25 protein-coding genes and 1 tRNA gene are annotated in these 25,609 nt (G+C 57.6%); 14 read left to right on the plus strand and 12 right to left on the minus strand.

Going from position 1 to position 25,609, the window contains the following annotated elements; translation table 11 throughout:
• Positions 1 to 29: 29 nt before the first annotated feature.
• Together RYC17_RS16890 and RYC17_RS16895 are read right to left on the minus strand one after the other, a co-directional pair.
• Entirely contained in the window at positions 30 to 1,460 is a 1,431-nt protein-coding gene (locus RYC17_RS16890; RefSeq protein ID WP_058400408.1) for a serralysin family metalloprotease, read from the minus strand.
• A 483-nt stretch (positions 1,461 to 1,943) separates the two neighbouring features.
• A complete protein-coding gene (locus tag RYC17_RS16895; RefSeq protein ID WP_002553978.1) occupies positions 1,944 to 2,615 on the minus strand; it encodes a Bax inhibitor-1/YccA family protein in 672 nt (223 codons plus the stop codon).
• 122 nt (positions 2,616 to 2,737) lie between these two features.
• Here RYC17_RS16895 and RYC17_RS16900 point away from each other — a divergent pair.
• Both RYC17_RS16900 and RYC17_RS16905 read left to right on the plus strand, forming a co-directional pair.
• Positions 2,738 to 2,825 (plus strand) — tRNA-Ser (locus RYC17_RS16900).
• Positions 2,826 to 2,968: 143 nt separating this feature from the next.
• Entirely contained in the window at positions 2,969 to 3,877 is a 909-nt protein-coding gene (locus tag RYC17_RS16905) for a LysR family transcriptional regulator (RefSeq protein WP_004665681.1), read from the plus strand.
• On the opposite strand, the gene RYC17_RS16910 is transcribed toward RYC17_RS16905, so the two are convergent.
• Both RYC17_RS16910 and RYC17_RS16915 read right to left on the minus strand, forming a co-directional pair.
• Positions 3,863 to 4,642, minus strand: a complete 780-nt coding sequence (locus tag RYC17_RS16910) for a substrate-binding domain-containing protein (RefSeq protein ID WP_004665682.1) — start codon at positions 4,640 to 4,642, stop codon at positions 3,863 to 3,865. The two genes, RYC17_RS16905 and RYC17_RS16910, sit on opposite strands and share 15 nt — an antisense overlap.
• A 14-nt stretch (positions 4,643 to 4,656) precedes the next feature.
• Positions 4,657 to 5,958, minus strand: coding sequence for an MFS transporter (locus RYC17_RS16915; RefSeq protein ID WP_044345597.1), 1,302 nt, complete (start codon positions 5,956 to 5,958; stop codon positions 4,657 to 4,659).
• Positions 5,959 to 6,192: 234 nt separating this feature from the next.
• On the opposite strand from RYC17_RS16915, the gene tusD reads away from it, so the two are divergent.
• The 6 genes from tusD to RYC17_RS16945 all read left to right on the plus strand — a co-directional run bounded on the left by tusD (position 6,193) and on the right by RYC17_RS16945 (position 9,685).
• Positions 6,193 to 6,585, plus strand: coding sequence for a sulfurtransferase complex subunit TusD (tusD, locus tag RYC17_RS16920; RefSeq protein ID WP_002553985.1), 393 nt, complete (start codon positions 6,193 to 6,195; stop codon positions 6,583 to 6,585).
• A gap of 1 nt (position 6,586) precedes the next feature.
• Positions 6,587 to 6,949, plus strand: a complete 363-nt coding sequence (gene tusC / locus RYC17_RS16925) for a sulfurtransferase complex subunit TusC (RefSeq protein WP_058400405.1) — start codon at positions 6,587 to 6,589, stop codon at positions 6,947 to 6,949.
• Positions 6,949 to 7,248, plus strand: a complete 300-nt coding sequence (gene tusB, locus RYC17_RS16930) for a sulfurtransferase complex subunit TusB (protein WP_122280617.1) — start codon at positions 6,949 to 6,951, stop codon at positions 7,246 to 7,248. Before tusC ends, tusB begins: the two co-directional genes overlap by 1 nt.
• A complete protein-coding gene (locus RYC17_RS16935; RefSeq protein WP_054072424.1) occupies positions 7,245 to 7,580 on the plus strand; it encodes a TusE/DsrC/DsvC family sulfur relay protein in 336 nt (111 codons plus the stop codon). Before tusB ends, RYC17_RS16935 begins: the two co-directional genes overlap by 4 nt.
• Entirely contained in the window at positions 7,577 to 8,578 is a 1,002-nt protein-coding gene (locus tag RYC17_RS16940) for a glycosyl transferase family protein (RefSeq protein ID WP_122280616.1), read from the plus strand. The genes RYC17_RS16935 and RYC17_RS16940 overlap by 4 nt, the downstream gene beginning before the upstream one ends.
• A gap of 108 nt (positions 8,579 to 8,686) precedes the next feature.
• Positions 8,687 to 9,685, plus strand: coding sequence for a glutathione S-transferase family protein (locus RYC17_RS16945; protein WP_122280615.1), 999 nt, complete (start codon positions 8,687 to 8,689; stop codon positions 9,683 to 9,685).
• Positions 9,686 to 9,736: 51 nt separating this feature from the next.
• On the opposite strand, the gene cysG is transcribed toward RYC17_RS16945, so the two are convergent.
• The 6 genes from cysG to ftsK all read right to left on the minus strand — a co-directional run bounded on the left by cysG (position 9,737) and on the right by ftsK (position 17,249).
• On the minus strand, positions 9,737 to 11,131 hold the full coding sequence (gene cysG, locus RYC17_RS16950; RefSeq protein ID WP_122280614.1) for a siroheme synthase CysG: 1,395 nt from the start codon (positions 11,129 to 11,131) through the stop codon (positions 9,737 to 9,739).
• On the minus strand, positions 11,132 to 12,412 hold the full coding sequence (serS, locus tag RYC17_RS16955) for a serine--tRNA ligase (RefSeq protein WP_122280613.1): 1,281 nt from the start codon (positions 12,410 to 12,412) through the stop codon (positions 11,132 to 11,134).
• Positions 12,413 to 12,428: 16 nt separating this feature from the next.
• The gene (gene crcB / locus RYC17_RS16960; protein WP_003405077.1) at positions 12,429 to 12,803 is read right to left on the minus strand and encodes a fluoride efflux transporter CrcB; all 375 of its coding nucleotides are present in this window, start codon (positions 12,801 to 12,803) and stop codon (positions 12,429 to 12,431) included.
• On the minus strand, positions 12,803 to 14,125 hold the full coding sequence (locus tag RYC17_RS16965; protein WP_058400399.1) for a replication-associated recombination protein A: 1,323 nt from the start codon (positions 14,123 to 14,125) through the stop codon (positions 12,803 to 12,805). The genes crcB and RYC17_RS16965 overlap by 1 nt, the downstream gene beginning before the upstream one ends.
• 18 nt (positions 14,126 to 14,143) lie before the next feature.
• Entirely contained in the window at positions 14,144 to 14,767 is a 624-nt protein-coding gene (gene lolA, locus RYC17_RS16970) for an outer membrane lipoprotein chaperone LolA (RefSeq protein ID WP_002553995.1), read from the minus strand.
• 76 nt (positions 14,768 to 14,843) lie between these two features.
• Complete coding sequence (gene ftsK / locus RYC17_RS16975; RefSeq protein WP_002553996.1) at positions 14,844 to 17,249, minus strand: DNA translocase FtsK; 2,406 nt, start codon at positions 17,247 to 17,249, stop codon at positions 14,844 to 14,846.
• 236 nt (positions 17,250 to 17,485) lie between these two features.
• On the opposite strand from ftsK, the gene RYC17_RS16980 reads away from it, so the two are divergent.
• The 4 genes from RYC17_RS16980 (at position 17,486) to infA (ending at position 19,483) form a co-directional block, all read left to right on the plus strand.
• Positions 17,486 to 17,713, plus strand: a complete 228-nt coding sequence (locus RYC17_RS16980; RefSeq protein WP_058400398.1) for a hypothetical protein — start codon at positions 17,486 to 17,488, stop codon at positions 17,711 to 17,713.
• Positions 17,714 to 17,717: 4 nt separating this feature from the next.
• Positions 17,718 to 18,407 carry a leucyl/phenylalanyl-tRNA--protein transferase gene (gene aat / locus RYC17_RS16985; protein ID WP_058400397.1) on the plus strand — a complete coding sequence of 230 codons (690 nt, stop codon included), beginning with the start codon at positions 17,718 to 17,720 and terminating at the stop codon, positions 18,405 to 18,407.
• Between the two features lie 48 nt (positions 18,408 to 18,455).
• Positions 18,456 to 19,163 (plus strand): arginyltransferase, encoded by a 708-nt coding sequence (locus tag RYC17_RS16990; RefSeq protein WP_058400396.1) that lies wholly within the window; start codon positions 18,456 to 18,458, stop codon positions 19,161 to 19,163.
• Between the two features lie 101 nt (positions 19,164 to 19,264).
• On the plus strand, positions 19,265 to 19,483 hold the full coding sequence (gene infA / locus RYC17_RS16995; protein WP_002553999.1) for a translation initiation factor IF-1: 219 nt from the start codon (positions 19,265 to 19,267) through the stop codon (positions 19,481 to 19,483).
• 116 nt (positions 19,484 to 19,599) lie between these two features.
• Here the strand turns inward: infA and clpA are convergent, their stop codons facing one another.
• Both clpA and clpS read right to left on the minus strand, forming a co-directional pair.
• Positions 19,600 to 21,873 carry an ATP-dependent Clp protease ATP-binding subunit ClpA gene (clpA, locus tag RYC17_RS17000; RefSeq protein ID WP_004665689.1) on the minus strand — a complete coding sequence of 758 codons (2,274 nt, stop codon included), beginning with the start codon at positions 21,871 to 21,873 and terminating at the stop codon, positions 19,600 to 19,602.
• A gap of 30 nt (positions 21,874 to 21,903) precedes the next feature.
• Positions 21,904 to 22,266 carry an ATP-dependent Clp protease adapter ClpS gene (gene clpS, locus RYC17_RS17005; RefSeq protein WP_002554001.1) on the minus strand — a complete coding sequence of 121 codons (363 nt, stop codon included), beginning with the start codon at positions 22,264 to 22,266 and terminating at the stop codon, positions 21,904 to 21,906.
• A 219-nt stretch (positions 22,267 to 22,485) separates the two neighbouring features.
• Between clpS and cspD the strand changes: the two genes are divergently transcribed.
• Both cspD and RYC17_RS17015 read left to right on the plus strand, forming a co-directional pair.
• Entirely contained in the window at positions 22,486 to 22,764 is a 279-nt protein-coding gene (cspD, locus tag RYC17_RS17010) for a cold shock domain-containing protein CspD (RefSeq protein ID WP_080394759.1), read from the plus strand.
• Between the two features lie 596 nt (positions 22,765 to 23,360).
• Positions 23,361 to 25,592 carry an NADP-dependent isocitrate dehydrogenase gene (locus tag RYC17_RS17015; RefSeq protein ID WP_122258951.1) on the plus strand — a complete coding sequence of 744 codons (2,232 nt, stop codon included), beginning with the start codon at positions 23,361 to 23,363 and terminating at the stop codon, positions 25,590 to 25,592.
• The last annotated feature ends 17 nt before the right edge of the window (positions 25,593 to 25,609 follow it).

The raw sequence follows: 25,609 nt of genomic DNA on the forward strand, positions 1-25,609 counted from the left end.
ACAGCAGGGTCGTCCATGATTGTTACAGATTAAACCACGATATCAGTAGCCAACGCTTGACCAACAGTGCCCACGAGGAAGTCCCCCACACCCTGACCTGTGAAGTCGATCGCCAGGCTACCCAGATTGCTGCTCTGGTTGTAGCTGAGGATCGCTTCGCCGACATGGCCGCTGAACGCGTTGACGAACTGCAGCGCGCTCAGCGTGGAAATGGCCGATACATCGATTTTGTCCTGACCGCTGACAAAGTCACGAATCGTATCCTGCGCTGCACGGTTCGAATCGGAACTGGCACCAAACACAAAAATGTCTGCACCAGCACCACCGGTCAGGCTGTCGGCACCGCCACCGCCGTAGATGATGTCGTTGCCGGCACCACCTTTGAGGTCGTTGGCAGCGGCATTGCCGATCAACAGGTCGTTGCCCGAACCGCCCACCGCGTTTTCAACCACCACGCCTTTGGCAATTGAAACGTTACCCACCATGCCACCCACGTCCGAGAACGAGGCCGCATTGAGGTTGATCTTCTGGTTCTGGGTGAAACCCGAGAAGTCGAGGGTATCCTTGCCCCCACCGTCCCACACCGAGAACACCACCTTGGAGGAGGCAGAAGTGGCGCTGTAGAAATCACGCCCGGCGGTGGAGTTGAAACCGTAGACCGTATCACCGGCACGGGTGCTCATATTCGCGCCATAGAGCTGTTGAACAGCCGCAATATCGTCCAGCAACGGTGCCGAGGAGTACGCCGCAACGCCGCCCTTGACGAAGTTCTGGTCGGTGTTGGACTCACTCCAGTAACTCATGACGCTGTAGCCACGCGTGTCTTCTGCGTAGCTGGCATCCTTGTAGGTCGGGTTGCCTTCGCCAGCGTTGTAGTCGCCAGGGTGAGACAGGCCCAGGGTGTGGCCAATTTCATGGGTCAGGGTCTGACGACCGTAATTGCCATTGTCCGGGGTGGTGTTGACCTTGTAGCTGTTATCGACAAGGTACCAGGACTGACCGTCGGTACGGCTGTTGCCGCTGGGCAGATAGGCAAAAGCCGCTCCGCCAGCACTGCCGTTACTGTAGTTGCCAAAGGTCATGTGCCCGTCGCCGCCGGAAGCCGCCTGGGTAAAGCTGACTTTGGCAACGTCTGCCCAGGATTGCATCGACAATACGGCCTGTGCTTTCTGCTGTGCGTTGAACGCACTGAAAGTCCCCAGCGAATTGTCGAACCCGGCAGGTTTGGCGGTCAGGAAGGTGTACGTGAGGTTGATGGTGCCGTTCCCATCGCGATCAGTCCACGCAGCGTCGTCGCGAAGGATGTAATCGGCGGCCTGATCGACCGAGTACGAAGGCTTGCCATTGATCGTGAGGTTACCGCCACGGTCGTACTGGTGAGCGAACGTATTGATCTGGTCGAAAGAGGTGCTGGTAGCAGCAGAGAGTTGAATTGCAGCATTTTCTTTGACTTTCGTCATGACACTTCCTTGTTTGCTGATTAACAGGTTAGGTGCGGCTGGACTCCCCCCTGTAGCGAGAGAGTCCAGTCACTCGCCTTGTGTTGCTGTTGCGTAACGCTTTGATGCGTAACAAAGCTGACACATTTAGAAATCTTGTGTCCAGCTCTCTTCAGTGATGTCAATTGGCCCAAACGGGGAAGTGCCTACAGGCCTTGGGGAATCGTCCGATATTATTTTTTGTGATGATCAAAAGCTGATAAGTGCTTGAGCAGACGAGGACAATCTTGATAAAGATGACTGATCGGTCAGGTGTCCTACGATGCGTAATTTGACTGGACCGACAGTCTCTGGCCAATCCGGCTTGCCCTTCCCAGGCTTCCGGAAAGGCATATCGCCATCACCTGAGATCCTGACACTTCTCAAATCCCGGAAATGCAAAAGCCCCGAAAGATCGGGGCTTTTGTTTGAAGTGCAACGGCCTGAGTAGTCAGGCCGAAGTCATCAGTCGTCGCGGCTCATGATGCCGAAAATCTGCAGCAGGCTGATAAACAGGTTGTAGATCGATACATACAGGCTGACCGTCGCCATGATGTAGTTGCGTTCACCACCCTGAATGATCGCGCTGGTCTGGAACAGAATGCAGACCGACGAGAACAGCACGAAGCCTGCGCTGATCGCCAGTTGCAAACCGCTGATCTGGAAGAACATGCTGGCCACTACCGCACCAAGCAGAACGAAGAAGCCTGCGGTGATGAAGCCACCCAGGAAGCTCATGTCCTTGCGGGTGATCAACACGTAAGCCGACAGACCGCCGAAAACCAGTGCGGTCATCGCGAAAGCAGAGCTAACCACTTCAGCGCCACCGGCCATACCCAGATAACGGTTGAGGATCGGGCCAAGCAGGAAACCCATGAAACCTGTCAAGGCGAAGGTCGAAACCAGACCCCAGACCGAATCACGCAATTTGTTGGTCAGGAAAAACAGACCATAGAAGCCGATCAGTACCACGAAAATGTTCGGGTAGCCGACGCGCATCTGCTGAGCGACAAATGCCATGACACCGCTGAAAGCCAGCGTCAGAGCGAGAAGACCGTAAGTGTTGCGCAGGACACGACTAACCTCTAGCTGGTCGGCCTGCATGCCGGTTTTAAGGCTGTAATCCTGTTCGCGCATGGCGAAACTCCTTCCTGTTGAAATGTTGAGTTGCAAAGATCATAACAGAGGCGCTGCAACTGGCTAGTCACAGAGTTTGACAGCTTGTTTCATTCCGGTATTATGGCGCCCGCAACGATAGTGGAGGTATGGCCGAGTGGTTTAAGGCAGCAGTCTTGAAAACTGCCGACTGTAACAGGTCCTAGAGTTCGAATCTCTATGCCTCCGCCATATTTGGTAGCGCAAAGCCCTGATTATTCAGGGCTTTGTCGTTTCTGGCCTTTATGAAAATCCCCCCTCTCCTCCCCCCTGCCAGCGGGCCCGCGCAACCTGATATATTCATGCGCACCCCGTATCAATAGACCGATGTTCGAATGCCCATCAATTTCGATCTAAACGACCTCCAGGCATTTCGTGCCGTGGTCGAGAATGGCAGCTTCCGCAAGGCCGCTGAAACCGTACAGATCACCCAGCCTGCACTCAGCCGCCGTATAGAAAAGCTTGAGTCTGCGCTGAACGTGAAGCTGTTCGAACGGACCACCCGCAGGGTCAGCCTTACCACGGTGGGCCGTGCATTTCTGCCTCAGGTCGAGCGAATACTGGATGACCTCGACATCGCATTGATGACCATCGATGGCGTCGGTTCCACCCGGATGGGTAGCGTCACCATTGCTTGCGTGCCGTCAGCCGCCTACTACTTCATGCCGCAGGTCATCAGCGAGTTTCATAAGCTGTTTCCAAAAATCAGAATCCGGGTCATGGATGCCAGCGCCAACGAGGTCAACAGCGCAGTTGCCCTTGGCGAGGCAGATTTCGGGGTGAGTTTCAGCGGCAATCTGGCACCGGAGGTCGACTTCGAATTGCTTCTGCAGGAACGCTATGTGATGGCCTGCCGCCGGGATCACCCGCTTGCGACCTGCGCCAGCGTGAGCTGGGAGGAAATGTACCGCCACGACTACATCGCTCTGGACATAACGTCAGGTAACCGTCTGGTACTGGATCAGGCACTGGCGCTCTCGCGCCCGAACAAGGAGAGTATCTGCGAAACGCGGCATGTCACCACCATGATCGGCCTTGTGGAGGCCGGCCTCGGCGTGGCGGCGGTGCCCTCGATCGCCATGCCGATGACCGCTCACCCGTTTCTGGTGAGCGTGCCATTGGTTGCACCTGAAGTGGTTCGCAACGTAGGGCTGATAAAACGTCGCGGGAGGACATTGACGCCTGCAGCCCTTGAACTGGAACGACTGGTCAGGAAGATGCCGCTACGTTCAGCGGGGAACTGAATCCAGCCCGGTGGACTGCACGGTGGCCTGCGCTTTTGGAGACGCCAGGTAATCGAGCAATGCCTTCGCCTGCTTCGGGTGCTCGGCATTGACCGGAATGCCAGCGGCGTAGCGGGTAACCGACTGAACGTCTTCCGGAATCTTCGCCACGAATGTCACGCCGGGAACCGGCAACAGTTCGGCCACCTGTTGAAAGCCCACTTCGTAGTCGCCCTTGGCAACCACGGAAGCAACCGGGATGCGCTCGATCATCTTGCCCTTCGGCGCGAGTTCCTTCTCGATACCGAGCTTTTTGAAAAGCTCTTTTTCGATGTACACACCACTGGCGCTGTCGGAGTAAGCAACCGACTTCGCCTTGAGCAGCGTGTCTTTCAACTCGCTGTCGGTACCGATTGCAGGCTTGGCCGCCCCCTCCTTCACCACCATCCCGATCCGCGAATCGGCCAGCTCGACCCGCGATGCCGGGTCTACCTTGCCTTGCTTGATCAGATCATCCAGCGCATAGCCGACCATGATCACCACATCGGCATGCTCGCCACGAGCCAGGCGGTTTGGAATGGCCTCGGGGGCCTTGCCCATCGACGGGCCAAGGATGGTGTCCAGTGTATCCCCGGAAGACGTCGCGTATTGCGGCCCCAGCAGTTTATATGCAGCAGTAAAGCCGCCTGATGTCATGACCTTGAGCTCTTCAGCCTGAGCGGCAACGCTGACTGCCATACAGCCCAGAAAAAGCACCGCCAATTGATGTTTATGCAACAGTTTCATAGTTTTTTCCTTTATTAAACAGCCAGTTGCGGGCGAACCGAAAGGTGCCGGTAGAGCACCAGGGTCGCGCCAAGCGCGCAAGCTGCAGCGAACGTCATCCAGTAAGCAGGTGCAGCCTTGTCACCGGTCAGATGGATCAACCAGGTCGAGATTGCCGGGGTGAAACCGCCGAAAACTGCTGTCGCCAAGCTATAGGCCAGAGAAAAACCGGCCACCCGCACCTCAACCGGCATGATTTCAGTCAGCGCCGGAATCATCGCGCCGTTATACAAACCGTAGAGAAACGAGAACCACAACAGCACTTCCAGCATATGAGCAAAGCTTGGCGCCTGAGCGAGAAAGGACAGCGCCGGATAAGCGCTGATGATGGTCAGCAGGGTCATCGCTACCAGCAGCGGCTTGCGTCCGAAACGGTCGCTCAACATGCCGCCGACCGGCAGCCAGATAAAGTTGGAGACACCGACCAGCAACGTCACCAGCAGCGCATCGGAGGTACTCAGATTTAGTACGGTTTTGCCGAATGTCGGTGCATAAATGGTGATCAGGTAAAACGTGGTGGTAGTCATCGCCACCATCAGCATGCCGGCAATCACCACGCGCCAGTTTTGCAGCAGCGTCGCGAACACCTGTCGCATGGTCGGACGGTGAGCGCGCGTGGCGAACTCTTCGGTTTCCTGCAGGCTGCGGCGTAGCAGGAAAATGAACGGGATGATCAGGCAACCGATGGCGAACGGAATTCTCCAGCCCCAGTCGGCGACAGCAGCAGGTGTCATCCATTGGTTCAAGCCGTAACCCAGCGCAGCGGCGACAACAATTGCCACCTGCTGGCTGCCTGACTGCCAACTGGTGTAGAAGCCCTTGCGGCCGGGTGTCGCCATCTCTGCCAGATACACCGACACGCCGCCCAATTCCGCGCCTGCGGAAAAGCCTTGCAGCAAGCGACCGACCAGCACCAATGCCGGTGCCCACAAGCCGATGCTCGCGTAACCGGGCACCAGGACAATCAACAGCGTGCCACTGGCCATGATCGACAGAGTCACGATCAAGCCTTTGCGCCGGCCCACGTCATCGATGTAAGCGCCCAGAATAACGGCACCCAACGGGCGCATCAGGAAGCCCGCACCGAAGACCGCGAAGGTCATCATCAGCGAAGCAAACTCACTGCTGGCCGGGAAAAAGGCGGAGGCGATCTGGGTGGCGTAAAAGCCAAACAGGAAGAAGTCGAATTGCTCGAGGAAGTTGCCTGAAGTGACGCGAAATACTGCTCCGGCCTTCGACCGGGTGTTGCCTGTTCCTGATGGGGATGAGCTGTGCATCAGTGTTCTCCAGCGATCTTATTAGAGTGTTGTAAGCGCTTATGGGGAAGGAGTCTGCCGGACACACTTTGAAACGATAAGTGCTATGTTTTCATCGATTGATGCCCGATGAACATCAATCGACACTCAGGCGGTTGCGCCCTGACCCAGCGCTTGCAGGACGAACCGCGCCAAACTCACACGTCGGCCCTTGAATTCTTTATCATTGCGGATGTTTTGTTGGCAGAGCCGATCATGAAATTCGCCATCTCACTTTTTTCCGCCGCCCATGCGCCCTCCTCGCGAAGAGCCTTGCTGTTCGCCAAAGCCGTACTCGCAGGCGGACATGAGATCGTCCGGTTGTTTTTTTATCAAGACGGCGTACACAGCGCGTCGGCCAATGTCGTGACGCCTCAGGATGAGCAGGATATGGCCCTGCAATGGCGTGACTTCATCGCCGAACACCACCTGGATGGCGTGGTATGCATCGCCGCCGCGCTGCGTCGTGGCGTGCTTGATGCCCAAGAGGCCGAGCGTTATCAGCGGCCAGCGGCGAATCTGCGGGAGCCTTGGGAATTGTCCGGGCTGGGGCAGTTGCACGATGCCGTGCAATCGGCTGATCGTTTGATCTGCTTTGGAGGGCCGTGACATGCCCAGATCATTATTGGTAGTCAGCCGTCAGTCGCCGTGGTCCGGCCCCGGTGCCCGTGAAGCACTGGACATCGTGCTGGCGGGTGGTGCATTCGATCTGTCGGTCGGCCTGCTGTTTCTGGATGACGGGGTTTTCCAGTTGTCGCCGCAGCAACTGCCCGGTGCCCTGCAACAGAAAGACCTGACCGCAAACCTCAAGGCCCTGTCGATGTTCGGCGTTGAAGACCTTTATGCCTGCGGACAAAGCCTGACCGAGCGCGGCATCCCTGCCAGCGCATTGAGCGAAGAAATCAGTCAGTTGTACACACGCTCCGAATTGTCGGCACTTTTTGACCGCTACGACGAGGTGATTACGATCTGATGGCTACTTTGCACGTTCTCTCCCATTCGCCTTTTGCCGACACCCGACTGGACAGCTGCCTGCGCCTGCTGGGCCGTGACGACGGTGTATTGCTCTGTGGCGACGCTACTTATGCACTGACACCGTCATGCGCACCATTGGAATCCCTGCAGCCCCTGGTCGATTCATTGCAGTTGTTTGTACTTGATGAAGACATCAAGGCACGCAATCTGCCACTGCCCGTCGGAGTAAAAAGCATCGACTACCCTGCCTTCGTGGAACTGTCCTTACGCTTCGACAAGGTCAATACCTGGCTATGAAACAGTTGACGATTGACGGGCACAGCATCGAACTGGACAAGGATGGTTTTCTGCAGGACCTCAACGACTGGTCGCTTGACGTCGCCCACGCCCTGTCCGCTGAGGAAGGTATCGCCCTGAGTGCCGAGCACATTGAAATCCTCCAGTTGCTGCGGGATTTCTACGCCGAGTTTCAGCTTTCGCCGGCCACCCGACCGCTGATCAAATACACCGCACTGAAGCTGGGTACGGAAAAAGGCAACAGCATGCACCTCAACCGCCTGTTCAACGGCACTCCCGCCAAACTCGCCGCCAAGCTGGCGGGCCTGCCTAAACCGACCAATTGCATATGAACGATTACGCCGCGCTTGTTACCGAAACACCTGAAGAACATCCCTTTGCGACATTTGTGCGCATTCTGGGCAAAGGCAAACGCGGTGCGCGCAACCTGACGCGCGAAGAAGCGCGAGAGGCCATGGGCATGTTGCTCGATGAAAAAGTCGAGGACACCCAGCTCGGGGCTTTTCTGATGCTGCTGCGCCATAAGGAAGAAAGCCCTGAGGAACTGGCGGGGTTTACCGAAGCGGTGCGCGAACGCCTGAATGCGCCGGCGATTCAGGTCGATATCGACTGGCCGACCTACGCAGGGAAAAAGCGTCATCTGCCGTGGTACTTGCTGGCGGCCAAATGTCTGGCGCAAAACGGCGTGAAGATCCTCCTGCACGGCGGTGGTGCCCATACTGCGGGACGCCTGTACACCGAACAATTGCTCGGCCTGCTGAGTATTCCCCTGTGCCGCAACTGGTCAGCAGTCGAAACCTCGCTTGAGCAAGGCAATATAGCGTTCATTCCGCTTGCAGACTGGGCACCGCAGCTGCAACGCATGATTGATCTGCGCAACACCCTGGGCCTGCGCTCCCCCATTCATTCTCTGGCACGCATTCTCAACCCGCTTCAGGCCCGTTGCGGCCTGCAAAGCATCTTTCATCCGGGCTATCAGAGCGTGCATCGCGACGCCAGCAGCCTGCTGGGCGACAACGCCATTGTGGTCAAGGGCGATGGCGGCGAAATCGAGATCAACCCGGACACCATCAGCCATTTGTACGGCACCACTGGCGGTCAGCCCTGGGACGAGGAGTGGCCAGCGCTCTCGCCGCGCCGTCACGTAAAACCGGCGACACTCGACCCGCAGCAACTGTTGGCCTTGTGGCGCGGGGAAATCGAAGACAGCTACCCGCAACTGGCGTTGATATCGACCATCGCGCTTGCCCTGCGCGGCCTGGGTGTCGCTCGCGACGAAGCGTTCGAGCAAGCCCGAGTGTTCTGGGATCGCCGCGACAAGAGCCTTTGACCTATCGGCTGTGACGATCACCAGCCCCCATAATCTTGCGCGTTTTAGGTCGAACCGATGCGCCCTGGCTGACCTCCAAGCTCTATAACCTGGAAATGGGAGTCAGACATGGGCCTTCTGGTCGAGGGACACTGGCAAGACCAGTGGTACGAAAGCAGCAAAGATGGCGCCTTTCAGCGCGAAAATGCGCAACAACGCAACTGGGTCACAGCCGACGGACAAGCGGGGCCATCTGGTGAGGGCGGTTTTGCTGCACAGGCCGGCCGCTACCACTTGTATGTCTCACTGGCATGCCCGTGGGCACACCGCACACTGATCGTACGCAAGCTCAAGGGACTGGAAAACCTGATCGGCGTTTCCGTGGTCAGTTGGCTGATGCTGGAAAATGGCTGGACTTTCGATAAGCAGAAAGGCTCCAGCGGCGATGCGCTGGATGACTTCCAGTTCTTTCACCAACGCTATACCGCCGATGACCCTCGTTATACCGGCCGCGTGACGGTTCCGGTGCTGTGGGACAAACAGCAGCAATGCATCGTCAGCAACGAGTCTGCGGAAATCATCCGTATGTTCAATGGCGCATTCGACGAACTGACCGGCAACACGCTGGACTTTTATCCGCAAGCCTTGCGGGCGAGCATCGACGAGCTCAACGAGCAGATTTATCCGAACGTCAACAACGGTGTCTACAGGGCCGGGTTCGCCACCTCACAGGGGGCGTACGAAGAGGCGTTCAATGATGTGTTCGCCGAACTGGACGTGCTGGAAAACCTGCTGGGCGAAAAGCGCTACCTGACGGGAAAACACCTGACCGAAGCCGACATACGCCTGTTCACCACCATCGTGCGCTTCGATGCGGTGTATTACAGCCACTTCAAGTGCAACCTGCGGCGCATCGCGGATTACCCGAACCTTAGCAATTGGCTACGTGAGTTGTACCAATGGCCAGGTATCGCGGAGACGGTGAACTTCGAGCACATCAAGGGCCACTACTACGCGAGCCATCGCACCATCAACCCGACCGGCATCATACCCAAGGGTCCAGCGCTTGATCTGCAGGCAGGTCACGACCGGGAGCGGCTGTCCGGTGAGGGTGTCTGGAGCAATTGACAAATTGGCGAAAAAGGATGGATAGCCCGAACGGGCTATCCGCCATCGACTTCAGACAGTCGCCTGTGCCCCTTCGAACCACGCCAGTTTTTCACGCAACTTGACCACTTCGCCGATGATTACCAGCGTCGGTGCATGCACCTCATGCTCGGCGACCAGTTGCGGCAGATTGGCCAGAGTGCCGGTAAATACACGCTGATTGACCGTCGTGCCCTGCTGAACCAGCGCAGCAGGCGTGTCTGCAGAGCGACCATGCCTGATCAGCTCTTCACAGATGACCGGCAAACCGATCAGCCCCATGTAAAACACCAGCGTCTGAGCAGGCGCAACCAGGTCGGACCAGGGCAGGTCTGTGGTGCCGTTTTTCAAGTGACCGGTAATGAAACGCACAGACTGTGCGTGATCACGGTGCGTCAGCGGTATACCGGCATACGCCGCACAACCACTGGCGGCGGTAATACCTGGAACCACTTGAAATGGAATGCCATGCGCAGCCAGCTCTTCGATTTCCTCGCCGCCACGGCCGAAGATAAACGGATCGCCGCCCTTGAGGCGCACCACTCGCTTGCCTTGCTTGGCCAGTGCAACCAGTTGCTGGTTGATCTGTTCCTGCGGAACAGCGTGCTCTGCACGGCGTTTACCGACATAGATACGCTCGGCATCGCGACGGCACAGGTCAAGAATAGTCGGCGCGACAAGGCGGTCATACAGCACCACATCCGCTTGCTGCATCAGGCGCAAGGCCCGGAAAGTCAGCAAGTCAGGATCACCGGGGCCAGCACCGACCAGATACACCTCGCCGGTCTCCGGCGGCGGCTCGCCAGCGATCTTGGCGATCAGCAGACGCTCGGCCTCGGCCCCCTGCCCGGCCAGTTGGCGATCAGCAATGGCACCCTGAAAAACATCTTCCCAGAACGCTCGGCGTTGCTGCACATTCGGAAACAGCCCTTTGACCTGATTGCGAAAGCGCGCAGCAAGCCCGGCGAGCTGCCCGTAGGTAGAGGGAATCCAGGTTTCCAGCTTGGCACGGATCAAACGTGCCAGCACCGGCGCATCGCCGCCACTGGACACAGCGATCACCAATGGCGAGCGGTCGACAATGGCCGGAAAGATAACCGTACACAACGCCGGGGCGTCCACCACATTGACCGGAACGCAGCGCAGCCGGGCGTCATGGGAAACCTGGGCGTTGAGCGGCTCGTCATCCGTCGCGGCAATAATCAGCACACAACCATCAAGATCGCTTTCGCTGTAGCCGCGCAGGATCATCTCACCGCCGCTCTGGACGACCAGCTCACTCAGTTGGGCCTCGATTTCTGGCGCAACCACGCGCAGCACTGCGCCAGCGTCGGCAATCAGGCGTGATTTGCGCAAGGCAATTTCACCACCGCCGACCACCAGCACCCGGCTGCCACGCAGGTTATGGAACAGCGGCAGAAATTCCATTTAACCGATGACCTCAAGGCCGCCCATGTAAGGCTTGAGCACCTCGGGCACGCGAATCGACCCGTCCGCTTGCTGGTAGTTTTCCAGCACCGCCACCAATGTACGACCCACCGCCAGCCCCGACCCGTTGAGGGTGTGGACCAGTTCCGGCTTGCCAGTTTCCGGATTGCGCCAGCGGGCCTGCATGCGGCGCGCCTGGAAATCACCGCAGTTGGAGCACGAAGAGATTTCGCGATACTTGTCCTGGCTCGGAATCCACACTTCCAGGTCGTAGGTCTTCACGGCACTGAAACCCATGTCGCCGGTGCACAGCGCCAGCGTACGGTATGGCAGTTCCAGCAATTGCAAAACGCGCTCGGCATTGCCGGTCAGCGATTCAAGCGCAGCCATGGAGTCTTCAGGCGCAACGATCTGAACCATCTCGACCTTGTCGAACTGGTGCTGGCGGATCATGCCACGCGTGTCACGACCCGACGCACCCGCTTCGCTACGGAAGCAAGGGGTATGGGCAACAAACTTGAGAGGCAGCTGTTTGGCATCGAGAATTTCACCCGACACGATATTGGTCAGCGACACTTCCGCGGTCGGAATCAGGTACAGATCGGCTTCGCCTTCGCGGGTGATCTTGAACAGGTCTTCCTCGAACTTGGGCAACTGGCCTGTACCCTGCAACGCAGGTGCCTGCACCAGGTAAGGCGTGTAGGTCTCTTCGTAGCCGTGTTCGTTGACGTGCAGATTGATCATGAACTGCGCCAGCGCACGGTGCAGGCGCGCGATTGGGCCACGCAGCAACGCAAAACGCGCACCGGACAGCTTGGCAGCGGTCTCGAAGTCCAGCCAGCCGAACTTCTCGCCCAGAGCAACGTGATCCTTGACCTCGAAATCGAAGGAAGTCGGCGTACCCCAGCGACGCACTTCGACGTTGCCTTCTTCGTCAGCACCGACCGGCACCGATTCGTGAGGCAGGTTCGGAATGCTCAGCACCAGCGCATCCAGCTCGGCCTGAATGCCATCCAGCTCGACCTTGCCTTCGCTCAGCTCGTTGCCCATGCGCTCGACATCAGCCATCAACGGCGCGATGTCTTCGCCACGCTGTTTGGCCTGACCGATGGATTTGGAACGTGCATTGCGCTCGGCCTGCAGCTGTTCGGTGCGGGTCTGCACCACCTTGCGCTGGGCTTCCAGCGATTCAATGCGCGCCACATCCAGTGTGAAGCCACGGGAAGCCAGGCGATCCGCTACGTCCTGAAGTTGAGTACGTAACAGTTTGGAATCGAGCATATCGTTCTCTCGTCTATCAAAGTCTGGTCAGGGACAGGCCAACCCAGGTTGCGAGCAGCCCGCCGAATACGCTGATACCGGCATAACCAAGGGCCAGCGGTACTTGCCCGCTTTCCAGCAGGCGCAGCGTATCCAGTGAAAAGGATGAAAAGGTCGTCAGACCGCCTACAAAGCCGACAATCAAGCCGGCACGAATTTCGATGGGCACTTCCGGGCGCAGCAGAAACAAGCCATACAGTACGCCGATTATCAGGCACCCTACGATGTTGACCGCAAGCGTCGCCGCGTAAAAATAACGTGGCCAGTTGGCGCTTACCCAGGTACCAGTCGCAAAGCGCAATAATGTACCAGCGATCCCGGCAATCGACACCGCAAGAATGGTCTGAATCATCACTTTCTCCGTTGGCGGGGACTGGCATCGTCCAATGCGCTCAGATGCCTGAGCTTTTCACCGATCTTGAGTTCCAGACCGCGAGGTACAGGCTGGTAATACTGCCGTGGCTCCAGCTCGTCCGGAAAGTAGTCTTCGCCAGCCGCATAGGCTTCAGGCTCGTCATGGGCATAACGGTATTCTTCGCCATAACCGAGCTGCTTCATCAGCTTGGTCGGCGCATTGCGCAAGTGCAGCGGCACCTCCAGCGAGCCATGCTCGCCAGCTTCGCGCATTGCTGCCTTGAAGGCCATGTAGACCGCGTTGCTTTTTGGCGCACAGGCCAGATAGACGATGGCCTGTGCCACCGCCAGTTCGCCCTCGGGGCTGCCCAGACGCTCCTGAACGTCCCAGGCCGACATGCACAGCGGCAAGGCGCGCGGATCTGCATTGCCGATATCTTCACTGGCCATGCGCACCACGCGACGCGCCAGATACAGCGGATCGCAGCCGCCGTCGATCATCCGGGCAAACCAGTACAGGGCTGCGTCGGGGTCGGACCCACGTATTGACTTGTGCAAGGCCGATATCTGGTCATAGAACGCCTCACCGCCCTTGTCGAAGCGGCGTCGGCTGTCACCGAGCAGGCTCTGCAGCAGCTCGACATCGATCTCGCTGCCGTCTTCGGCAAGATCGGAGGCGTTTTCGAGCAGATTGAGCATGCGCCGACCATCGCCATCAGCGGCGGCCATGAGAATCGTGAAACCTTCATCGCTCAGGGTCAGTTGGCGCTTGCCCAGCCCGCGCTCTTCGGTCAGGGCACGATTGACCAGTTTGCGCAGCGCTGCCTCGTCCAGGCTTTTGAGCACATAGACACGGGCCCGGGACAACAAGGCATTATTGAGTTCGAACGAAGGATTTTCGGTAGTGGCGCCGATAAAAATCAGCGTGCCATCTTCGACATAAGGCAGGAACGCATCCTGTTGCGACTTGTTGAAGCGGTGCACTTCGTCGACGAACAGAATCGTGCGTTTGCCATATTGCCCGGCCTGCTGCCTGGCGACTTCCACTGCCTGACGGATTTCCTTGACCCCCGCCAGAACGGCGGAAACAGTCTCGAAATGCGCGTCCGAAACCTTGGCCAGCAGCCTCGCCAGGGTGGTCTTGCCCACACCGGGCGGCCCCCAGAAAATCATCGAATGCAGCGCGCCCTGCTCCAGCGCCTCACGCAGAGGCTTGCCGTGGGCAAGCACGTGTTCCTGACCGACGTATTCATCCAGATTGGTAGCACGCAAACGTGCAGCCAGGGGCTGAGCTATCGGTTCGCGGCTGAACAGATCCATGATCAGGAATTAACCCTTTTACTCTTGAATGACATCAGCACCCTTGGGAATCTGGAACTGAAACTTGCTGGCCGCAACAGGCTCGTTGGCCTTGACGCCGGTGAACAGGATATTGGTGCGCTGGCCCACGCTGTCGATCAGTTGCATGTCGTTGATGATGCCGTTACGAAACGACAAACGCAGGCTGTCGAACAGGGTGTCCTTGGTCTTGGGCTTGAGCACGAAGTCGATCACGCCACCTGCCTCTTTCGCCGTGATATCGAAGCTTTCGCTGATCTTCGACACGTCACCGGACAGCAGCAACGCTGGGGTCTGGGTCAAGCGCTGATCGAGTTTCTTGATGGTGACCTGCTCCAGATCAGGGTCCCACAACGACACTTTCTTGCCGTCGGAAACCATCAACTGCTCCTGTGGCGCATCGGTGTGCCAGTTGAACAGGCCTGGACGCTGCAACGTCATTTCGCCCGTAGTCTCTTGCAATTGCGTGCCGCCACCGTCCAGCGTCAATTGCGAGAAGCGTGCGGTCAAGGTCTGGGATTTCTCCAGCAACTGGGTCAGGCGAGCCACGTCCTTGCTGTCGGCATGGGCGGACATCACGGAGAAGGTCAGTGCGGTGGCCAACAGCATGCGGATAAGACGCATGGGATTCCTCTTTGAAGTCGATGATGATGCGGCAGCGTGCCTGGCACGCTGCCGCCGCAGTTCGGGGTGATAAAAATCAGTCGCGCACCGGTCCTGGAGCCAGAACTTCACGCGAGCCGTTGGTATTCATGGAGGTCACGACGCCAGCCATTTCCATTGCTTCGATCATGCGCGCTGCGCGGTTGTAGCCGATCTTCAGCTTGCGCTGCACGGCGGAAATCGATGCACGACGGCTTTCGAGTACAAACTTGACCGCCTCATCGTAAAGCGCGTCGCTTTCGCTGTCTTCACTGCCTTCGCCGCCACCGCCATCAAAGCCGCTGCCGGGCTCTTCCACACCGGCGAGAATATCGTCGTTGTAGTCAGGCGAACCACGCAGTTTCCAGGCCTCTACCACGCGATGCACTTCCTCGTCGGAAACAAACGCGCCGTGTACGCGAATCGGCAGGCTGGTGCCCGGCGGCATGTACAGCATGTCGCCGTGGCCCAACAGTTGTTCGGCACCGCCCTGATCGATGATGGTCCGGGAATCGATCTTGCTCGACACCTGAAACGCCATGCGCGTCGGGATGTTGGCCTTGATCAGACCGGTAATCACATCCACCGAAGGACGCTGTGTCGCGAGGATCAGGTGGATACCTGCCGCACGAGCCTTCTGGGCGATACGGGCGATCAGCTCTTCGACCTTTTTGCCGACGATCATCATCATGTCGGCGAATTCGTCCACCACCACCACGATGGTTGGCAGCTTGCTCAGCAACGGCGCTTCGTCATGAATGCTTTCCCGCTTGTACAGCGGATCGGCAAGTGGCTCCCCGGCGTCCTGCGCATCCTTGACCTTCTGGTTGAAGCCCGAAAGGTTACGCACACCCATTTTCGCCATCAGCTTGTAACGGCGTTCCATCTCGGCAACGCTCCAGCGCAAGGCGTTGGCAGCGTCCTTCATGTCGGTAACGACCGGACACAACAGGTGCGGAATGCCCTCGTAGATGGACAGCTCAAGCATCTTCGGATCGATCATGATCAGCTTGGCGTCTTCCGGGCCGGACTTGAACAGGATCGACAGAATCATGGCGTTCACACCAACCGACTTACCAGAACCGGTCGTACCGGCCACCAGCAAGTGGGGCATCTTGGCCAGGTCGGTAATCACCGGCTTGCCGCCGATGTCGTGGCCCAGCGCCAGGGTGACAGGCGACTTGGCATTATCGTATTCAGGGGTCGACAGCACCTCGGAGAAGCGCACGATCTGGCGGTCTTCGTTGGGGATCTCGATACCGACAGTGGTCTTGCCCGGTATCACCTCAACCACACGCACGCTGGTAACCGCCAGTGAGCGGGCAAGGTCCTTGGCGAGGTTGGCAATGCGACTGACCTTGACGCCAGCGGCAGGCTGAATCTCGTAACGGGTAATGACCGGACCGGGATGGATGGAGTCAACCGAGACCTCGACACCAAATTCCTTGAGCTTGATTTCCAGCAGATGACCGACCGCCGCCAAGGACTCTGGCGAGTAGTTGAGCTGCTTCTTTTCTGCCGGATCAAGGATGGAGATGGGCGGCAAGGTGCCTTCGACTGCGCTGTCAACGAACAGCGGGGCCTGTTTTTCCTTCATGACCCGCTTGCTCGGTTCTGCAGGCTTTGAAGGGGCTGGCGCAATAACCGCAGGCACGTGTTTTTCGCGCTCGGTCATGTGTTTGCTCAGCGATACTTCGCGCTCCATCAGGCGCTCTTTGGCCTTGGCCTGCTCGCGACGGTCAGGTGCAACGGGCGCGACCACATCGTTGACGCGCATGTCGACCTCACGCAACTGCGCAACCATCTGCTTGCGCTCGGCACGGGCGGTCCACCAGCGGTTCGCCGCCCCCTGGAACAATTCGAACAGGTCAAGTGTGATCTTGCCGGTGACGTCCATGACCTTGAACCACGACAGGTCGGTAAACACTGTCAGACCGAATAGAAACAGGGCGATGAACAGCAAGGTGCTGCCCTGGATGTTCAGGGCTTTCTTGGCCAGATCGCCGAGCACTTCGCCCAACACACCGCCCGCCGAGCCTGGGAAGCCGGCCGAGAAGTGGAAATGAATGTGCGCCAGCGCCGCGCCCGCCAGTATCAGGAATACCAGCCCGATCAGACGCCAGGAGAAGAGCCAGCCGCTCCACTGCCAGGGTTCGTGACGATGACGAAACACCTGCCAGGCCTTGATTGCCAGCAGCAGCGGGAAGATATAGGCGAAATAGCCCAGGATCATGAACAGGATGTCGGCACAGAAGGCACCGGCACGCCCCGCAGCGTTCTGCACCTGCGCGGCGTTACTGCTGGTGTGGCTCCAGCCGGGATCACTCTGATCGTAGGTCAACAATGCCATTATCAGGTACAGGCACAGGGCGCCAAAGGCGATCAGGGCCCCTTCCTTGAGCCGGTAGTGCAATTGCTGCCGCCAAAGCGGAACAGCGCTGGGTGCTGGGGTGGATTTCTTCAAAACGCTTTAATTCCTGCGCTGTAGCGCGAACATCTCGTTGATTGACCAGAAACGGCTGTCGGACGGCGCTGAATGCTCCCGCATGAACAGGGATAGCAGACACCGGGAAGCCCGTTCGACAGACGTTTGAATGATAACGCCCAAAGCAGGCATTGTACGGCTTTACAGGCGCTTGGGTCTGTACGAAAACACGTCAGACCGACTTCAGACAGTTCCGCAATGCGGGACATGCTTTCATGTTCGCTGATGATGTTCAATTTGAGCATGCATTCCGTTTTGTGACAAAGGCTTATGACGTGTTTCTATCAACCGCCCACAACTTCAAGGGCTGCACCATCATCGCCGCGCCCTTGCCCTACCGTATGTGCCAGGTACGCGCCATAATGACAACCGCTTGTGACCACGCCTGCCGCACAGAGTTGCACTTACTGGCCGGTGCGCCCTCCCCTTCCGCAAAGTTGTGATGCCATGCTGACCTGGTTGAACCGCAATAGCCTGGATTTCCCGCCACTGGAAAAAGCCCTCCGCGAGCCTAACGGCTTGCTCGCCGCCGGTGGAGACCTGTCGGCCGATCGTCTGATCAATGCCTACCGGCACGGCTGCTTTCCATGGTTTCAGGACGGCCAGCCGATTCTCTGGTGGTCTCCCGATCCGCGTACCGTGCTGTTTCCCGAAGAGCTGCATGTTTCGCGCAGCCTCGGCAAAATGTTGCGCCAGTCTCGCTATCGAGTGACCTTCGATCAAGATTTCGCGAGCGTGATCAAGGCCTGCGCCGCGCCCCGCAGTTATGCCAATGAAACCTGGATTACCGGCTCGATGCAGGATGCCTATCTCGAGCTGCACCGACGCGGTCATGCGCACAGCGTCGAAGTCTGGGATCAGGATGAGCTGGTCGGCGGGCTGTATGGCCTGGCAATGGGCCAGTTGTTCTTCGGAGAGTCAATGTTCAGTCGTGCAGACAACGCTTCCAAAGTCGGATTCGCCACACTGGTGCAGCACCTGACTGACTGGGGTTTTGTATTGATCGATTGCCAGATGCCGACCCAACACCTTCACAGCTTCGGCGCACGCTCGATTCCCCGGCAGACTTTTGCCGACTATCTGTCTCGCCACCTTGATCAACCGACCGGTGCTGACTGGTCATCTAGGCGAGTTTGACAGGCTGGCATACACTCATGGGTAGGGATTTACCATTAGGCGACGACCATGACAGAGCTGGCGAGGCTGAAGTTTTATGCCACTCAACCGCACACCTGCAGTTACCTGCCTGAAGAGCAGGCGACTACCCTGTTTCTGGACCCCAGCCAGCCAATGGATGTGCAGGTCTACGCCGACCTGTCGGACATGGGCTTTCGCCGTAGCGGCGATCACCTTTACCGCCCCCACTGCCAGAACTGCAGCGCTTGCGTGCCCGCGCGCATTCCTGTGAACCTTTTCGCACCCGACAGGCAGCAAAAACGCATATTGAAACGTAATGCCGATATTCAGGTGCAAAGCGCCAGACCGGCCTTCACCGAGGAATATTTCGATCTTTATCAGCGCTACATAGAACAACGGCACGCTGACGGCGACATGTTTCCACCCAGCCGCGAACAGTTTTCGACATTTCTGGTTCGCGACCTGCCCTTTTCGCGTTTTTACGAATTCCGCGTCGATCAACGCCTGCTGGCGGTCGCGGTCACCGACCTTTTGCCCAACGGCCTTTCTGCGGTCTACACGTTCTACGAACCTGATGAAGAGCGCCGCAGTCTGGGCCGTTACGCGATTTTATGGCAGATCGCCGAAGCCGCCAGACTTCAACTGCAGGCGGTGTACCTGGGTTACTGGATCAAAAACTGCAAAAAGATGAATTACAAGACCCAATATCGGCCCATTGAGCTACTTACCAATCAAAGATGGGTCACTCTGTATTGAACCCCTTGGCTTAAACTGGTTTTTTCGGGCACAATGCACGCCGCTTTTGCCTGGCGCCACTTGCACCGGGCCACTCATTTGTATACCGAGGGCTTTACTGCATGTCGAAAGAAGACAGCTTCGAAATGGAAGGCACTGTCGTCGACACCCTGCCCAACACCATGTTCCGCGTGGAGTTGGAAAACGGGCACGTCGTAACCGCGCATATCTCCGGCAAGATGCGCAAGAATTACATCCGTATTCTGACCGGTGACAAAGTGCGTGTAGAACTGACGCCCTATGACCTGAGCAAAGGGCGCATCACCTACCGCGCTCGTTAAACAGGCATTGACGAAAACGCCCGGCATAAGCCGGGCGTTTTTGTTTGCCTGTTTCGTACAACCAGGTACCTCGGCCTGCCCCGCATCCATTCACGATGCGGAGCGAGGCTTCGGCGTCAGGCCATTTCTGCTGTGGTTTCGAAGTCGAAGGTAATCTCGCCATCCTTGATATCGATGTGAACCACACCGCCGTGTTCTGACAATTCGCCGAACAGGATCTCTTCGGCCAGCGGCCGCTTGATCTTGTCCTGAATCAGGCGAGCCATCGGTCTGGCACCCATCGCCGCATCGTAACCACCCTGCGCCAGCCAGCTTCTCGCCGCCTCGGACACTTCGAGCAGTACGCGCTTGTCTTCCAGCTGGGCCTGAAGCTCGGTAAGGAACTTGTCGACCACGCTCTTGATGACTTCGTGGCTGAGACGGCCAAACTGAATGATGGTGTCCAGACGGTTGCGGAACTCCGGCGTGAAGCTCTTCTTGATCACTTCCATCGCGTCAGACGAGTGGTCCTGATGGGTGAAACCGATCGAAGCACGCGCGGCGGACTCGGCCCCGGCATTGGTGGTCATGATCACGATCACGTTGCGGAAATCTGCCTTGCGCCCGTTGTTGTCGGTCAGCGTACCGTGGTCCATCACCTGCAAAAGCAGGTTGAAGACTTCCGGGTGAGCCTTTTCGATTTCATCGAGCAGCAGCACGCAATGCGGTTGACGAGTGATGGCTTCAGTCAACAGACCGCCCTGATCGAAACCGACGTAGCCCGGAGGCGCGCCGATCAGACGGGAAACGGTGTGCCGTTCCATGTACTCGGACATGTCGAAACGAATCAGCTCGACACCCAACGCCTTGGCCAACTGGCGAGCGGCTTCGGTCTTGCCGACACCGGTAGGGCCTGCGAACAGGAACGAACCGACCGGCTTGTCAGGCGACTTGAGGCCTGCACGCGAAAGCTTGATCGCCGTGGACAACGAGTCGATGGCTGCATCCTGACCAAACACGGTGAGCTTCAGATCGCGCTCCAGGTTACGCAGCAGCTCCTTGTCCGAACTGTTGACATGTTTTGGCGGAATACGCGCGATCTTGGCGACGATGTCTTCGACCTGAGGCACATCGATACGCTTGACGCGCTGCTCGACAGGCTGCAGACGCTGGTATGCACCGGCTTCATCAATGACATCGATAGCCTTGTCGGGCATATGGCGATCATTGATGTAGCGCGACGCAAGCTCAGCGGCGGCACGTAGCGCTTCGTCACTGTATTCGATGCTGTGATGCTGCTCGAAACGGCTTTTCAGGCCACGAAGGATGCCGATAGTGTCTTCGACCGAAGGCTCGGACACATCGACTTTCTGGAAGCGACGCGCCAAGGCGCGGTCTTTTTCGAAAATCCCGCGAAACTCCTGAAAGGTCGTAGAGCCGATGCAACGGATCTCGCCAGACGACAGCAACGGTTTTAGCAGGTTGGAGGCATCCATCACCCCGCCTGATGCCGCACCAGCACCAATGATGGTGTGGATCTCGTCAATGAACAGAATCGCCTGAGGACGCTTGCGCAGCTCATTGAGCAACGCTTTGAAACGCTTCTCGAAATCGCCGCGGTATTTGGTCCCGGCCAACAGGGCACCCAGATCAAGCGAGTAGACAACGCTGCTGGCGAGCAAATCAGGGACCTGATTGTCCACGATACGCTTGGCCAGGCCTTCGGCAATAGCCGTTTTACCAACCCCAGCCTCACCAACCAGCAACGGGTTGTTCTTGCGACGACGAGCCAGAATCTGAGCTACGCGCTCGACTTCGCTTTCGCGACCGACCAGCGGATCGATGCGCCCCTGGCGCGCCAATTCGTTCAGATTGCTGGCATAGGCATCCAGAGGATTGCCTGAGGAAGATGCTTCACCGCCCTCGTCGTCCTGCATATCCTGTTCACCTTCAGAAGAGTGTTCGCCATGCCCCGGAACCTTGGAGATACCGTGGGCGATATAGTTGACGACATCAATCCGGGCCACGCTCTGCTGCTTGAGCAGAAACACGGCCTGGCTTTCCTGCTCACTGAAAATTGCAACCAGCACGTTGGCGCCGGTTACTTCGCGCTTGCCGGAGCTCTGCACGTGGAAAACTGCCCGTTGCAGCACGCGCTGAAACCCGAGAGTCGGTTGTGTCTCGCGATCCTCGTCGTGGACGGGGATCAGCGGAGTGGTGGAGTCGATGAACTCCTGCAGATCATGCTTGAGTTTATCGAGGTTTGCGCCGCAGGCACGCAGAACAGTGGCTGCAGCCTCATTATCCAATAGAGCCAGCAGGAGGTGCTCGACCGTCATGAACTCATGACGCTTCGAACGTGCCTCCTTGAAGGCAAGATTGAGGGTGACTTCGAGCTCACGGTTTAACATAGCTTCACCTCATACCCAAGTGGTCGGCGTTTAACCGTCCTTCTCGATCTCACAGAGTAGCGGATGCTGGCTCTCCCTGGCGTATTGATTGACCTGCATTGCCTTGGTCTCGGCGATGTCGCGGGTAAACAATCCGCAGACTGCCCGTCCCTCTGTATGGACGGCCAGCATGACTTTGGTGGCCAGCTCACGATTCAGGTTAAAAAACACCTCGAGCACTTCTACGACGAAATCCATCGGGGTGTAGTCATCGTTGAATAAAACCACCTTGTACATCGGTGGCGCCTGCAGGGTCGGCTTGGCGTCCTGCACCGCGATGCCTGCCGCGTCGTCCTCGTGCGACTGCGGACTGTCCTGATTGAATGTTAGTCGAATCTTGCTAAATGCATGCATGGAAAGAAATGTTCGTTTGAGGGCGGATTGAGCTGTCAGTCGCAGTCTGGACGCTTTTCAAACAGACCGCCACATGACCTTGACTATCAGCTAAACGGTGTTACAAACAATAGAGCCCACATTGGGTAAAAAGGGTCCGCGCAGTCAACCAAAATTTTTGGGGAGGCGGATTGAAGTGGATGATACTCCTGACGGAGTCCTTTGCAGAGGGATATGGCGATGCTTAGCGGAAAAGTCAAGTGGTTCAACAATGCAAAAGGTTATGGATTCATAATCGAAGACGGCAAGCCGGATGACGACTTGTTCGCCCATTTTTCGACCATCCAGATGGAAGGTTACAAGACCCTCAAAGCCGGCCAGCCGGTCAGTTTTGAAATCATTCAGGGGCCAAAAGGGCTGCATGCCGTGAATATCGCGTCATTGCTGGCTAAACCAGGTGAGCCTGTGAAGGAAACCCATGCTGCGTCTGAGCATGAACCTGAACATGCACACGCTTGAAATGCTCCATGGAAACAGCCTGACAGCTGACCAATGGCCTTTCGAGCCAGCTAACTGAATAATCAGAAACACGCAATGAGCCTGTGCCGGACCTTGAGAAACCGCAGCTTTGGTAACTTGAACCGATGCGACTCCACAGGGTATCGAATTAGCGGTTATTGCACCGCGGATGCCCCTACTGCAATGCCGGGCGAGCTGCAAACGTCAATCCATGACAGAGCCACCAGCGCCCCACTCCTCCGCCAGATCCCGCCTCTTGACGCCTGATTGACACCTCGTAGACATCCCGGTCGTTCGACCAACGGCGGATGTTCATTATTCGATAGCACGCATAGCATTAATGCCTCGCGCCAATGGTTTGATATACTCGCGCCGTGACCGAAGAGTCATAAAGGCTGACCCGTCTGAAATCAGACCCTCAACCTTCCTATGCGTCGGGTCGCTACCTGGCCTGACAGCTTGACGCTCGACTGATGCACCCAACATCACCGCGAATGAACCTCGACCTGGGCCCATGGCCGAACCGTGGGCAAGAGTGCATACCCTGCGCGTATCGAGATTTTGTGCATGCTCAGCAAAACAGAGAGTTAATACGAATGTCCAACCGCTCGAAGATCATCTACACCTTCACCGACGAAGCTCCGGCCCTCGCCACCTATTCGCTGCTGCCTATTATCGAAGCTTTCACAGCCTCCTCCGATATCGACGTGGAAACGCGCGACATCTCCCTGGCGGGCCGTGTTCTTTCAAGCTTCCCGGAGTCGCTTGGCGCCGATCAACAAGTGCCGGATCATCTCGCCGAGCTGGGCAAACTGGCCACTACGCCAGAAGCCAACATCATCAAGCTGCCTAACATCAGCGCCTCGGTCCCTCAATTGAAGGCGACCATCAAGGAGCTTCAGGATCAGGGCTACAAGATTCCCGACTACCCTGAAAACCCTGCCACTGACGCGGAAAAAGAAACCCGCGCACGTTACGACAAGACCAAGGGCAGCGCCGTGAACCCGGTGCTGCGCGAAGGCAACTCCGATCGTCGCGCACCGTTGTCGGTCAAGAACTACGCTCGCAAGCACCCACACAAGATGGGCGCCTGGTCTGCCGACTCCAAGGCCCACGTTGCGCACATGAGCAACGGCGACTTCTACGGCAGCGAAAAAGCAGCCCAGATCGCAGCCGACAACACCGTTAAAATCGAACTGATCGCTCAGGACGGCACTACCACCGTTCTGAAGGAAAAAACCGCCGTCAAGGCTGGCGAAGTCGTTGACTGCTCGGTAATGAGCGCCAAAGCTCTGCGCAGCTTCATTGCCGCCGAGATTGAAGACGCCCGCAAGCAAGGCGTTCTGTTCTCGGTGCATCTGAAAGCCACCATGATGAAGATCTCCGACCCGATCATGTTCGGCCAGATCGTTGATGAGTTCTACAAGGATGCATTGACCAAGCACGCTGACACGCTGAAGCAGATCGGCTTCAGCCTGAACAACGGCATCGGTGACCTGTACGAGCGCATCACCAGCCTGCCTGCTGAAAAACAGGCCGAAATCAAGGCTGACATCGAAGCGGTCTACGCCACTCGCCCACAACTGGCGATGGTCAACTCCGACAAGGGCATCACCAACCTGCACGTGCCGAGCGACGTAATTGTCGACGCATCGATGCCAGCGATGATCCGTGACTCCGGCAAGATGTGGGGCACAGATGGTCAACTGCACGATGCCAAGGCAGTGATCCCGGATCGCTGCTACGCCACCATCTATCAAGCGGTCATCGAAGACTGCAAGAAAAATGGCGCATTCGACCCGACCACTATGGGCAGCGTACCGAACGTTGGCCTGATGGCTCAAAAAGCCGAAGAATATGGCTCCCACGACAAGACTTTCCACATCCAGACGAACGGCGTGGTTCGTGTAACCGACAGCCAGGGCAACCTGCTGATGGAACAGAACGTCGAAGCGGGCGATATCTGGCGCATGTGTCAGGCCAAGGACGCGCCGATCCAGGATTGGGTAAAACTGGCCGTCAACCGCGCTCGCGCCAGCAACACACCGGCTATCTTCTGGCTGGATTCGTCTCGCGCCCATGACAGCGTGATGATCGAGAAAGTCCGCAAGTACCTGGGCGACCACGACACGTCGGGCCTGGATATCCAGATCCTGTCACCTGTCGACGCGATGAAGCTGACCCTGGAACGCACTCGCGCCGGCAAAGACACGATCTCGGTAACGGGCAACGTGCTTCGCGATTACCTGACCGACCTGTTCCCGATTATGGAACTGGGCACAAGTGCGAAAATGCTGTCGATCGTTCCGCTGATGAACGGCGGCGGTCTGTTCGAAACCGGCGCTGGCGGTTCGGCTCCCAAGCATGTGCAGCAGTTTGTTGAAGAAAACTTCCTGCGCTGGGATTCGCTGGGCGAGTTTCTGGCTCTGGCGGCGTCCCTGGAACACTTGGGCAATGCCTACAACAACCCGAAAGCGCTGGTTCTGTCCAAGACCCTCGACCAGGCCACTGGCGAGTTCCTGGACCGCAACAAGTCGCCTTCGCGCAAGGTCGGCGGCATCGACAACCGCGGCAGCCATTTCTACCTGACCCTGTTCTGGGCTCAGGCACTGGCTGCTCAAAACGACGATGCAGACCTCAAGGCACAGTTCACGCCTTTGGCCAAAACCCTGACTGACAACGAAGAAAAAATCGTTGCCGAGCTGAACGCTGTTCAGGGCAAGCCGGTGGAAATTGGCGGCTACTACTTCCCTAACCCGGAAGTCACCAGCAAGGCCATGCGCCCAAGCACCACGCTCAACGCAGCTATCGATGCGTTGAAAGCGTAAGCGGCATGAGACCGGTG

It is taken from the genome of Pseudomonas syringae group sp. J248-6 (assembly GCF_032586995.1).
GTDB lineage: Bacteria > Pseudomonadota > Gammaproteobacteria > Pseudomonadales > Pseudomonadaceae > Aquipseudomonas > Aquipseudomonas amygdali.

What these genes read in the sequence shown, in the direction of transcription:
- RYC17_RS16915 (WP_044345597.1), bottom strand. Translation starts at nt 5,958, where the DNA reads ATGCACAGCTCATCCCCATCAGGAACAGGCAACACCCGGTCGAAGGCC.
- cspD (WP_080394759.1), top strand. Translation starts at nt 22,486, where the DNA reads ATGCTTAGCGGAAAAGTCAAGTGGTTCAACAATGCAAAAGGTTATGGA.
- cysG (WP_122280614.1), bottom strand. Translation starts at nt 11,131, where the DNA reads ATGGAATTTCTGCCGCTGTTCCATAACCTGCGTGGCAGCCGGGTGCTG.
- lolA (WP_002553995.1), bottom strand. Translation starts at nt 14,767, where the DNA reads ATGCGTCTTATCCGCATGCTGTTGGCCACCGCACTGACCTTCTCCGTG.
- RYC17_RS16945 (WP_122280615.1), top strand. Translation starts at nt 8,687, where the DNA reads ATGGGCCTTCTGGTCGAGGGACACTGGCAAGACCAGTGGTACGAAAGC.
- tusC (WP_058400405.1), top strand. Translation starts at nt 6,587, where the DNA reads ATGCCCAGATCATTATTGGTAGTCAGCCGTCAGTCGCCGTGGTCCGGC.
- tusB (WP_122280617.1), top strand. Translation starts at nt 6,949, where the DNA reads ATGGCTACTTTGCACGTTCTCTCCCATTCGCCTTTTGCCGACACCCGA.
- crcB (WP_003405077.1), bottom strand. Translation starts at nt 12,803, where the DNA reads ATGATTCAGACCATTCTTGCGGTGTCGATTGCCGGGATCGCTGGTACA.
- clpA (WP_004665689.1), bottom strand. Translation starts at nt 21,873, where the DNA reads ATGTTAAACCGTGAGCTCGAAGTCACCCTCAATCTTGCCTTCAAGGAG.
- RYC17_RS16965 (WP_058400399.1), bottom strand. Translation starts at nt 14,125, where the DNA reads ATGGATCTGTTCAGCCGCGAACCGATAGCTCAGCCCCTGGCTGCACGT.
- RYC17_RS16905 (WP_004665681.1), top strand. Translation starts at nt 2,969, where the DNA reads ATGCCCATCAATTTCGATCTAAACGACCTCCAGGCATTTCGTGCCGTG.
- serS (WP_122280613.1), bottom strand. Translation starts at nt 12,412, where the DNA reads ATGCTCGATTCCAAACTGTTACGTACTCAACTTCAGGACGTAGCGGAT.
- RYC17_RS16990 (WP_058400396.1), top strand. Translation starts at nt 18,456, where the DNA reads ATGACAGAGCTGGCGAGGCTGAAGTTTTATGCCACTCAACCGCACACC.
- RYC17_RS16935 (WP_054072424.1), top strand. Translation starts at nt 7,245, where the DNA reads ATGAAACAGTTGACGATTGACGGGCACAGCATCGAACTGGACAAGGAT.
- RYC17_RS16940 (WP_122280616.1), top strand. Translation starts at nt 7,577, where the DNA reads ATGAACGATTACGCCGCGCTTGTTACCGAAACACCTGAAGAACATCCC.
- RYC17_RS16890 (WP_058400408.1), bottom strand. Translation starts at nt 1,460, where the DNA reads ATGACGAAAGTCAAAGAAAATGCTGCAATTCAACTCTCTGCTGCTACC.
- aat (WP_058400397.1), top strand. Translation starts at nt 17,718, where the DNA reads ATGCTGACCTGGTTGAACCGCAATAGCCTGGATTTCCCGCCACTGGAA.
- RYC17_RS16980 (WP_058400398.1), top strand. Translation starts at nt 17,486, where the DNA reads ATGTTCGCTGATGATGTTCAATTTGAGCATGCATTCCGTTTTGTGACA.
- clpS (WP_002554001.1), bottom strand. Translation starts at nt 22,266, where the DNA reads ATGCATGCATTTAGCAAGATTCGACTAACATTCAATCAGGACAGTCCG.
- RYC17_RS16910 (WP_004665682.1), bottom strand. Translation starts at nt 4,642, where the DNA reads ATGAAACTGTTGCATAAACATCAATTGGCGGTGCTTTTTCTGGGCTGT.
- RYC17_RS16895 (WP_002553978.1), bottom strand. Translation starts at nt 2,615, where the DNA reads ATGCGCGAACAGGATTACAGCCTTAAAACCGGCATGCAGGCCGACCAG.
- RYC17_RS17015 (WP_122258951.1), top strand. Translation starts at nt 23,361, where the DNA reads ATGTCCAACCGCTCGAAGATCATCTACACCTTCACCGACGAAGCTCCG.
- infA (WP_002553999.1), top strand. Translation starts at nt 19,265, where the DNA reads ATGTCGAAAGAAGACAGCTTCGAAATGGAAGGCACTGTCGTCGACACC.
- tusD (WP_002553985.1), top strand. Translation starts at nt 6,193, where the DNA reads ATGAAATTCGCCATCTCACTTTTTTCCGCCGCCCATGCGCCCTCCTCG.